General features: G+C 44.4%; 10 protein-coding genes, 2 tRNA genes and 2 rRNA genes. 5 read left to right on the top strand and 9 right to left on the bottom strand.

The genetic code is table 11. From position 1 onward, the window contains the following. From ACEYJ7_RS05925 to mutL, 3 genes are all read right to left on the bottom strand, one after another. A partial coding sequence (locus ACEYJ7_RS05925) for a glutamine synthetase beta-grasp domain-containing protein (protein WP_373778155.1) occupies positions 1-261 on the bottom strand: 261 nt, incomplete at its 3' end. A gap of 186 nt (positions 262-447) precedes the next feature. Beyond that, positions 448-1,275 (bottom strand): 3',5'-cyclic-AMP phosphodiesterase, encoded by an 828-nt coding sequence (gene cpdA, locus ACEYJ7_RS05920; protein WP_373778154.1) that lies wholly within the window; start codon positions 1,273-1,275, stop codon positions 448-450. Between the two features lie 133 nt (positions 1,276-1,408). After that, the gene (gene mutL, locus ACEYJ7_RS05915) at positions 1,409-3,271 is read right to left on the bottom strand and encodes a DNA mismatch repair endonuclease MutL (protein ID WP_373778153.1); all 1,863 of its coding nucleotides are present in this window, start codon (positions 3,269-3,271) and stop codon (positions 1,409-1,411) included. A 116-nt stretch (positions 3,272-3,387) separates the two neighbouring features. Between mutL and ACEYJ7_RS05910 the strand changes: the two genes are divergently transcribed. The 5 genes from ACEYJ7_RS05910 to tilS are packed head-to-tail and all read left to right on the top strand — an operon-like array spanning position 3,388 to position 7,340. Further along, complete coding sequence (locus ACEYJ7_RS05910) at positions 3,388-3,525, top strand: hypothetical protein (RefSeq protein WP_373778152.1); 138 nt, start codon at positions 3,388-3,390, stop codon at positions 3,523-3,525. Continuing rightward, a complete protein-coding gene (gene proA / locus ACEYJ7_RS05905) occupies positions 3,525-4,775 on the top strand; it encodes a glutamate-5-semialdehyde dehydrogenase (RefSeq protein WP_373778158.1) in 1,251 nt (416 codons plus the stop codon). The genes ACEYJ7_RS05910 and proA overlap by 1 nt, the downstream gene beginning before the upstream one ends. Positions 4,776-4,777: 2 nt before the next feature. Beyond that, positions 4,778-5,623, top strand: a complete 846-nt coding sequence (locus ACEYJ7_RS05900; RefSeq protein WP_373778151.1) for a virulence factor BrkB family protein — start codon at positions 4,778-4,780, stop codon at positions 5,621-5,623. Continuing rightward, positions 5,623-6,057 (top strand): D-aminoacyl-tRNA deacylase, encoded by a 435-nt coding sequence (gene dtd, locus ACEYJ7_RS05895; protein ID WP_373778157.1) that lies wholly within the window; start codon positions 5,623-5,625, stop codon positions 6,055-6,057. The genes ACEYJ7_RS05900 and dtd overlap by 1 nt, the downstream gene beginning before the upstream one ends. Positions 6,058-6,059: 2 nt before the next feature. Beyond that, positions 6,060-7,340, top strand: a complete 1,281-nt coding sequence (gene tilS / locus ACEYJ7_RS05890) for a tRNA lysidine(34) synthetase TilS (protein ID WP_373778156.1) — start codon at positions 6,060-6,062, stop codon at positions 7,338-7,340. Between the two features lie 53 nt (positions 7,341-7,393). Here tilS and ACEYJ7_RS05885 read toward each other — a convergent pair whose 3' ends face one another. The 6 genes from ACEYJ7_RS05885 to rrf (ACEYJ7_RS05860) all read right to left on the bottom strand — a co-directional run bounded on the left by ACEYJ7_RS05885 (position 7,394) and on the right by rrf (ACEYJ7_RS05860) (position 9,204). After that, a complete protein-coding gene (locus ACEYJ7_RS05885) occupies positions 7,394-7,693 on the bottom strand; it encodes a DUF5389 family protein (RefSeq protein ID WP_373778150.1) in 300 nt (99 codons plus the stop codon). 1 nt (position 7,694) lies between these two features. Continuing rightward, positions 7,695-8,588 carry a site-specific tyrosine recombinase XerD gene (gene xerD / locus ACEYJ7_RS05880; protein WP_373778149.1) on the bottom strand — a complete coding sequence of 298 codons (894 nt, stop codon included), beginning with the start codon at positions 8,586-8,588 and terminating at the stop codon, positions 7,695-7,697. A gap of 120 nt (positions 8,589-8,708) precedes the next feature. After that, positions 8,709-8,784 (bottom strand) — tRNA-Trp (locus ACEYJ7_RS05875). A 49-nt stretch (positions 8,785-8,833) separates the two neighbouring features. Further along, positions 8,834-8,910, bottom strand: a tRNA-Asp gene (locus ACEYJ7_RS05870). A gap of 11 nt (positions 8,911-8,921) precedes the next feature. After that, positions 8,922-9,037: ribosomal RNA gene (rrf, locus tag ACEYJ7_RS05865) — 5S ribosomal RNA — on the bottom strand. A gap of 51 nt (positions 9,038-9,088) precedes the next feature. Further along, positions 9,089-9,204, bottom strand: a 5S ribosomal RNA gene (gene rrf / locus ACEYJ7_RS05860). Positions 9,205-9,224 lie beyond the last annotated feature (20 nt).

Genomic DNA, 9,224 nt, shown 5'->3' with positions numbered 1-9,224 from the left:
GAAAGGATCGACCGCAGCGGTTTCCGGAATCGGCATCAACAACATATCGGCTTTGTTAATGGCTTTCCAACCTTCAACGGACGAACCGTCGAACATTTTACCGTCTTCAAACAGGTCTTCTAAATCATCGGCAACTAAACTCACCGGCAGTGAAACGCCGTGTTCTTTACCTTTGATATCGGTAAATTTCAGCAACACAAACTTAATATCGTTATCTCTAATTAATTTTGCAACATTCGCAATTACATTGGTGTTTGACATAGTTGGAATCCTTGGGTGAGAAATGAGCTACATTTCCGCAAACAAATTTGCGAAAGACAAAAGATACTAAATTTCAGAAGATTGAAACATAGCCAAATTATAAATTTACAAAAATTTGCGGAAAATATCGCCGACGCATATAGCGGTTTTATCGTTGCGATTTAATTGCTATGAAATGATAGAAATTTAATAACCTACGGCTTTAAAATTCGGTAAAAAATCGTTGCAATCTAAGCGCTTCACAACGGTTTGAACCGAGCCATCAGGCATCAAGCTCAACTCACGCCACCCTTGCGGGATTGGATCCAAGGTAAACGCATCATGATTCGGCTTAAATTGAATACAGGTTGAAGGCGTTGCCAGCACCCGGCAACCGTGCCAATAGCGATCCACCTCTTGGTGAATATGCCCGTGTAAGATGACTTTTGTCCGAGGAAAATGGTTCAGCAGTTCCGCCAGTTGGTGCGAATTTGATAGACTGTGTTGATCCAACCACGCCGAATTCGTCGGTAACACATTATGATGAAGCACAATTAACGCATGACGTTCGGGATGTGCCGCCAGCTTAGTGTATAAAAATTCCAACTGTTGATAACTTAATTCGCCGCGCGGAACGCCGTAAACCTGACTGTTCAGCAAAATAACCTGCCAATGTTCCCCCGCCAAAATGTGTTTAAATGGCTGAATTTGCGCATAAATTGCCAGAGCATTTTCCATTTGAGGTTGAATATCGTGATTTCCCTCTACCCAAAATAGAGGCTTATTCAGCGATTTTACCATCTGTCCGAAACGATGATACGCCTCGCGATTATGATCTTGAACCAAATCTCCGGTAGCGAGAACAATATCATATTCAAAAGTCTCCTGATTAATGGCATTCAACACCGCCTGAAAGCTCAAGGTCGTATTAACGCCAAGCAGCTCTCCGCAATCCGTTGCAAATAAATGCGGATCGGTAATTTGAAGAATACGAACAGCCGGTGCTGCCGTGTTAAGGTGATAAACATCGTCCATAATTTTGCTCTGATAACATGCACTATTTACACAGAACGCTACTCTACTGATTTAGTAAATATTGTCAGCAAGCAAAATAAAAAAATGTGGAGTAGTCCACATTTTTTCTTGAAATTTACGTGAATAACTCGATTTAGCAGGGCAATTTGGCGAGATATTGAGCAAAATCCACGGTAAGGAATAAATTTGCCAATGCCGTTTTACCTGAATGGTGCTGCTCCACTTCGGCAATTACGCCGACGGCTTCGGCTAAACTACAAGCGGTCGAAATCAAGGCATTTTTTGCAAAAAATTCGGCTAAACCGACCGCTTGTTGATTAAACAGTTGAAGCAATAATTGTTGAAGGTTCTGTTCACGCAAGCAGCGGGGAACCTGCTGAACGGTTAGACGAACTTGTCCTTGCCACTGTTTGGGTTGAATATCGAATCCTAAAGCGCTCAACGCTGCTTGATGCTTTTCCCATTGTTCGACTTGGTGGTGATCCAACGTCAAATTCAGCGGAATCAACAATGCTTGGCTTTCGGCTTTTTCCAGCTGAACACGCAGTTTCAGGCGCGCCAACTGTTCGAGAGAAATCAAATAAAACTGCTCGTCTTGCTTAAGCAGCAACGCTTCATTCTGCACTAAAGTTAACGCTTGCAGATGGTGTGAATATGCAGTTTGCGTTACAACAAGCGGTGTGATTTCGCTACGATTTTGCAAAATATCCGCGGAAACGGACCGCTTGTTTAATGCAATATCGGGAGAATCGGATGTAGAAAGCAATTCACCATACCATTTTTGTTCCGCTTTGCTCACCGCGGGCGTAACCGAATGTCGGTGCGATTCCGCTCCCTGCCAATGGCTGCGCGGGCTTTTTGGCGACAGTTCACGGTAAGGCTGCGCAAAAATATTCTGCCCGGAAGCTTCGCGGTTGGTATCCCGCGTGTAGTGCGGAATCGGCTCACTGACATTATGTTCGTTTAAGTGCAGTGGCGCCTGTCCTTCCAAGGCATTCAATACGCCCTGATAGATAAAATCGTGGACCAAACGCCCTTGGTGGAAACGAACCTCGTGTTTTGCAGGATGCACATTAACATCGACATGGCTCGGATCTATATCCAAAAACAGCACAAACGCCGGATAGGACTCTTTCGGCAGTTGTTCTCCATAAGCCTGACGAATCGCATGATTAATCGTTTTATCCCGCATCATTCGCCCATTCACATAGCTGTAGCTCAAATCATTCTGCCCGCGAGCCAATGCCGGCGCACCAATCCAACCGTAAAGATGCAAATCATCATGCTGCCAATCGATATGCACTGAATGTTGAATAAACTCTTCACCGCAAATTGCCGCTATCCGCTTTTGCCGCTGTTCCATACTCTGATTCGCCACCGCGCGATAATGACGCACTTTTTTATCGTTATGAGTGAGCATAAAAGTCACATTCGGCTTGGCTAATGCAATACGACGCACCACTTCTTCAATATGCGCAAATTCCGTTTTATCGGTACGTAAAAACTTACGGCGGGCGGGGGTATTGAAGAACAAATTTGCAACCTCAATAGTGGTACCAACAGGATGAGAAGCGGGCTGAATGTCGACTTCCATATCACGCCCTTGAGCATAAGCCTGCCACGCTTCCGTTTGGTATTCCGGGCGGGAAGTCAACGTCAAACGTGATACCGAACTGATACTTGCCAACGCTTCACCGCGGAAACCGAGACTTAAAATTGCTTCTAAATCTTCAAGGGTCGCAATTTTGCTGGTCGCATGGCGTGCCAATGCTAAAGTGAGATCCTGTTTACCAATCCCGCAACCGTTATCACGAATGCGGATCAACTGCGAACCGCCTTTCTCAATATCGATCTGAATCTGGGTTGCTCCGGCATCCAGACTGTTTTCGATTAACTCTTTTACGACCGAAGCGGGACGTTCCACCACCTCGCCGGCGGCAATTTGATTTGCGAGTTGGGGAGGAAGAATGTGAATCAAAGGGTGTGGTTGGGTCATTTGGCGCAGTCCATTTAGAAATTTGGGTGAATTCTAACATAAACAAGCGGTCTGATTTTGCAAAAAATTTACTCGCCGCACCTATCTTTATCTCACCGACAAAACGAACGTCAAATATGGCTCTTTTTGCAAAAAAACTGCCGAATCCGACCGCTTGTAGCGGTGAATCCATGATTTTTACCCCCTTTCGCCTTAACAATCAAACGTTATATGGTAAACTCCTTGCCATTCACTTATCAAAGAGAACGAAATGATGACGATGATCGAAATAGCTAAACAAGCTAAAAAGGCAAGTTATGAACTTGCTCAGTTTGGAAACCTTCAGAAAAACAAAGCGCTCTTTGCGATTGCAGATGCCCTTGAACAACGCGCCGATGAAATCTTATCCGTCAATGCAAAAGATATTGAATTTGCGAAGTCCCAAGGAATTTCCGACGCCATTATTGACCGTTTGTTGTTGACTCCCGCCCGAATTCAAGGCATTGCAAATGATGTGCGTAACGTGGCAAGCATTGCCGATCCGGTCGGTCAGATTATTGACGGCGGCGTTTTAGATAGCGGATTACGCATTCAGCGCCAACGGGTTCCGCTCGGTGTGGTATTAACCATTTATGAAGCGCGCCCGAATGTGACGATTGATGTTGCCTCACTCTGTTTAAAAACCGGTAATGCGGCGATCCTGCGCGGTGGCAAAGAGACGAAGTTTACCAATGCGGTGTTAGTTGAAGTCGTTCAACAAGCGTTAGAAAGCGCCGGATTACCCAAACTTGCCGTGCAGGCGGTGACCGATCCGGATCGTGCTTTGCTGCTGGAACTCCTTAAGCTCGATCGCTATATTGATATGTTGATTCCGCGCGGCGGCGCCGGTTTACATCAGTTCTGTAAAGAAAATTCGACGATTCCGGTGATTGTCGGCGGTATTGGCGTATGCCATCTGTTTGTTGAAGCGACAGCCGATCAAGAACGGGCATTATCCGTTATCGCCAATGCGAAAACTCAACGCCCAAGTACTTGTAATACATTAGAAACCTTGTTGGTTGATCGCAAAATTGCCGACCGTTTTTTGCCGAAACTCGCCGATCATTTATGTAAATTAAACGTGACGCTACATGGCGACGATTTCCCTGCCGATTTGCAAAAAAATCCGCAAATCCAACCGCTTGCAATGGATAAACTGAATCAAGAATGGCTTTCATTAGATTTAAATGTGGTCGTTGTAGACGGTATCGATCAGGCGATTGAACATATTCGCCAATATGGCAGCCAGCATTCGGAAAGTATCTTAACGGCAAATTACGCCCTTGCTCAGCAGTTTATACGGCAAGTGGATGCTGCTGCGGTCTATATCAATGCCAGCACTCGTTTTACCGACGGTGCGCAGTTCGGTTTAGGTGCGGAAGTCGCCGTCAGTACTCAAAAACTCCACGCCCGTGGACCAATGGGATTGGAAGCGTTAACAACTTATAAATGGGTGTGTGAGGGCGACTATTTATCGAGAGCCTAGTGATGAAAAGTATCCTATTCTTTTTAAAGCTGTTTTATTATCGATTTCAACAAAACAAAATCGGCATTTATTCGGGTTATCTCACCTATAGCACGCTATTGGCGATTGTACCACTCATTTTAGTGGTGTTTTCGGTATTTACTTTATTGCCTGTTTTTGAAGAAGCGACGGTTCAGCTCAAAGAATTTGTCTATGATAACTTCGCACCGAATGCGGGCAATATGGTGCAAGAATACCTTGAACTGTTTGTGAATAACTCTAAACAAATGGGGATCATTAGTATCGCAGGTTTGGTGGTGGTTGCCGTGATGTTGATCTCAAGCATTGATAATGCATTGAATGAAATCTGGCATAATACCAAACCGCGTCCGATGGTGCTGTCGTTTATTGTCTATCTCTGTGTGTTGCTGCTCGGACCAATGCTAGCAGGCTTAAGTTTAGCGGTCAGCTCTTATATCTTTTCTCTTGAGATGTTCAGCGCAGACGGATTTTTCTCATTCAGTCACCGTTTGTTGAAATTTATCCCGTTCTTATTGACATGGCTGATGTTCGGTTTGGTTTATCTGATTGTGCCGAACACCAAAGTCAGCTTCAAACACGCTATGATTGGAGCCTTAATTGCCGGCTTATTTTTTACCTTAGGTAAACAAGCCTTTGTGTGGTATATCGCTAATTTCCCGTCTTATCAAGCGATTTACGGAGTATTAGCCACCATTCCGATTATGATTGTCTGGATTCATTTAAGTTGGCAAGTGGTATTATTGGGCGGGCAAATCGCTTCCGTATTGAAAGACATTGAAATGATTAACGCAGGAATGCTTACCAATCCACTAAAACGAGAAGAATGATGATCGCATTAATTCAACGTGTTAAATGGGCAAAGGTCGAAGTTGAAAACCAAACCGTTGGTGAAATCGCAACGGGTTTATTAGTGCTACTTGGCGTGGAACAAGACGACGACCAAACCAAAGCCGACAAATTATTGGAAAAAGTGCTGCATTATCGTATCTTTTCCGACGAACAAGGCAAAATGAACTTAAACGTACAGCAGGCAAACGGTGCATTGTTGGTCGTGTCGCAATTCACTCTCGCCGCCGATACACACAAGGGTTTGCGCCCAAGTTTTTCCAAAGGTGCCGCACCTCTGGCGGCGGAATCGTTGTATCAGTATTTTCATCAACGGGCAGCAACAAAAATTCACACCCAAACGGGGCAATTCGCCGCTGAAATGCAAGTCAGCCTACAAAACGATGGACCGGTCACCTTTTGGTTGCAGGTGTAATGATCATGTTAAATCAATTCCAGCAACAACTTACCTTGCATTTTCCCCACCAATCTCATTTTTTGGTGGGGTTAAGCGGTGGTATTGATTCCGTGGTACTTCTTCATCTTTTTAACCAAGCCAAAGCCACGTTTAATCTTCACCTTCGCGCCATCCATATTCATCACGGATTAAGCCCGAATGCGGATCACTGGGTAGAATTCTGCCAACAATTATGCGGAAATTGGAATATTCCGTTCACGGTTCGTCATGTCGGCGTTTCCGGTAAACAGGGGATTGAAGCAGAAGCCCGAAAAGCGCGTTATCAGGCAATCGATGAGGTGATTCAGCCGAATGAAGTGCTAGCCACCGCCCATCATCTCGATGATCAAGCCGAAACTTTTTTTCTGGCTCTGAAACGCGGCAGCGGATTGAAAGGGCTAAGCGCAATGCAAGCGGTCAGTTTTCAGCAAAATTTTGCAAATTTTCGCCCACTACTCGGTTTTTCTAAAGGGGAAATCATCGACTACGCCATCCAAAATCATTTGCAGTGGATTGAAGACGAAAGCAACTCAAATACCCATTACGATCGCAATTTCCTACGCCAAGCAGTTTTACCTCAACTGAACCAACGCTGGGTGCAGTTCAATCGAATGGTCGCCCGCAGTGCCGAGCATTGTGCCGAACAACAACAATTAATTGAAGAATTACTCGCTGACGAACTTAATCACCGCATCGATTCCACAAAGCAACGTTTAGATATTGGCGGATTTCATGCCTTTTCAGGGTTAAAACAACAGCAGCTGATCCGCCTTTGGCTAGCGCGCTCGAATGTCGCAATGCCAAGCCAAAAACAACTTGAGCAGATTATTCAAAAGCTGATTTTAGCCAAGCAAGATAAAAACCCACAGGTCAAACTCGGCGAACTGATCGTCCGCCGTTATCAGCAAGGGATTTTTATTACGAAAGCATTTGCCGACACCCACGATTTTGCAGTGGAATTGCCCTACCCGCTTCAAAATTCCATTATCCTGCCTGACAATATCGGTAGCATACAGCGCAATGCAACTTCTCTCATTTGCAAATTTTCCGAAAAAACGGACCGCTTGCAGCTGCCCCGAACGTTGTGGGATCAACCACTTAAATTAAAACTACATCATTCGGGTAAGGTAAAAATCTATGGAAAACCACTAAGGGAAGAGATGAAAAAAATTTGGCAACAACACCATATTCCTGTCTGGCAAAGAAGCCGTACGCCATTACTATTTTTTGAAGATCAATTCGTCATGTTGCTGTGTACGTGAGATAAAAACAGAAAAGGCGCTGAATTCACTATTCGGCGCCTTTTCCGTTTCATTTAAATCGATACGCTTTCTACAATGTAAAATAACAAACCGTAGAATCCGATAAAGCTGAATAACAACAATCCCTTGGCTAAACCCGTATTAGATTGATACAACTTATATAAAATACCCGCAATAACCAATAAGACCAATGGATATACCCAGAAAGCAATTGAAAACCAATTAATTTGAGCCGCCGTTAAATGGGGGTGACCGGAAAATTTCGGTGAAACCAGCAATGCTAACGGCCATAACGCGCTGGGAACACAAAATAGCGCCAATGCCCAACTAAACGAAGAAAACCCTTTTTGCATATTATCCTCTCGGGTGAAATTGTTGATGTAATGATTTTAAACGTGCTTTTGCCACTTGGGTATAAATTTGTGTAGTGGAAAGGTCGCTATGCCCTAATAACATCTGCACTACGCGTAAATCCGCACCGTGATTAACTAAATGTGTGGCAAATGCATGACGTAAAACGTGGGGAGAAAGCTTATCACTGTCAATCCCTGCCAATAACGCATAATGTTTAATGCGGTGCCAAAAGGTTTGGCGGGTCATCTGATTGCCCAATCGACTTGGAAAAACGATATCAGACTGAATGCCGCTGAGTAACGCACTACGCCCATATTCAAAAAATTGCTGAATCCAGTAACTTGCTTCTTCCCCTAACGGCACGAGACGCTCTTTATCGCCTTTACCGATAATGCGCACAACACCTTGACGCAAACTTAAGTTATCCGTAGTTAAGGATATCAGCTCAGTAACCCTTAGCCCCGTCGCGTACAGCAATTCAAGCATGGCTTTATCACGTAGTTCCAAAGGATCAGAAGTACAAGGGCTATTCAATAAATCCATAACTTGTTCTTCACTCAAGGATTTCGGTAGATGCATTGGCTTACGTGGCGAAGTCAATGTTTCCGTCGGATCGTCTTGGCGATAATGTTCCAAATAAAGAAAGCGAAAAAATTTGCGCAAACAGCTTAACATACGCGCCGAACTCGTACTTTTATAGCCCAACGCCAAACGTTCGCCAAGGAAAGATTGCAAATCAAAATGATCTACCGTTAAAAATGCCCTCGGCACCGTTAACCACCGTACAAAGGTTTCCAAATCCAAACGATAAGATGCGACGGTATTGTCCGACAAACCGTGTTCTTGCCATAAAGTATCCAAAAATTGTTCAATAATAGGATCAAGCTGTTTCATACAAGCGGTAGGATTGTTATCAAAATTTGCAAAATTCTAACATAAAAGTCAGGAAGTATTTAAAAGATAGCTAAAACGAAAAAACCGATTAGTTTTCACTAATCGGTTTCTTTTAAATAATGGCAGGGGCGGAGAGGCTCGAACTCCCAACACCCGGTTTTGGAGACCGGTGCTCTACCAATTGAACTACGCCCCTATATAATCATATATAGCTAAAGCGAGTATTTTACTCGCTCTTAAATAAGTGGCGGAACGGACGGGACTCGAACCCGCGACCCCCTGCGTGACAGGCAGGTATTCTAACCAGCTGAACTACCGCTCCGCAAATTAGGGAATTGGCAATGTCCTACTCTCACATGGGGAAACCCCACACTACCATCGGCGTTACTGCGTTTCACTTCTGAGTTCGGTATGGAATCAGGTGGGACCACAGCACTATGGTTGCCAATAAATTCTTTTATTAAGTTAGTTCACTAATTTAATGAACTAAGTTAATAAAACCCTGATGGTGCCCTACTCTCACATGGGGAAACCCCACACTACCATCGGCATTACTGCGTTTCACTTCTGAGTTCGGGATGGAATCAGGTGGGACCACAGCACTATGGCCATCAGGAAAATCTTTCGACGATTTTC

This window comes from Glaesserella sp. (genome assembly GCF_041814905.1).
Classification (GTDB): domain Bacteria; phylum Pseudomonadota; class Gammaproteobacteria; order Enterobacterales; family Pasteurellaceae; genus Glaesserella.
Note: the sequence above shows the minus strand (reverse complement) of the source record. Positions and strands in the feature narration are given on the sequence as shown.

Excerpts from the sequence above, each read along its gene's own strand:
- cpdA (WP_373778154.1), bottom strand. The coding sequence starts at position 1,275 with ATGGACGATGTTTATCACCTTAACACGGCAGCACCGGCTGTTCGTATT.
- mutL (WP_373778153.1), bottom strand. The coding sequence starts at position 3,271 with ATGACCCAACCACACCCTTTGATTCACATTCTTCCTCCCCAACTCGCA.
- ACEYJ7_RS05910 (WP_373778152.1), top strand. The coding sequence starts at position 3,388 with ATGGCTCTTTTTGCAAAAAAACTGCCGAATCCGACCGCTTGTAGCGGT.
- proA (WP_373778158.1), top strand. The coding sequence starts at position 3,525 with ATGACGATGATCGAAATAGCTAAACAAGCTAAAAAGGCAAGTTATGAA.
- ACEYJ7_RS05900 (WP_373778151.1), top strand. The coding sequence starts at position 4,778 with ATGAAAAGTATCCTATTCTTTTTAAAGCTGTTTTATTATCGATTTCAA.
- dtd (WP_373778157.1), top strand. The coding sequence starts at position 5,623 with ATGATCGCATTAATTCAACGTGTTAAATGGGCAAAGGTCGAAGTTGAA.
- ACEYJ7_RS05885 (WP_373778150.1), bottom strand. The coding sequence starts at position 7,693 with ATGCAAAAAGGGTTTTCTTCGTTTAGTTGGGCATTGGCGCTATTTTGT.
- xerD (WP_373778149.1), bottom strand. The coding sequence starts at position 8,588 with ATGAAACAGCTTGATCCTATTATTGAACAATTTTTGGATACTTTATGG.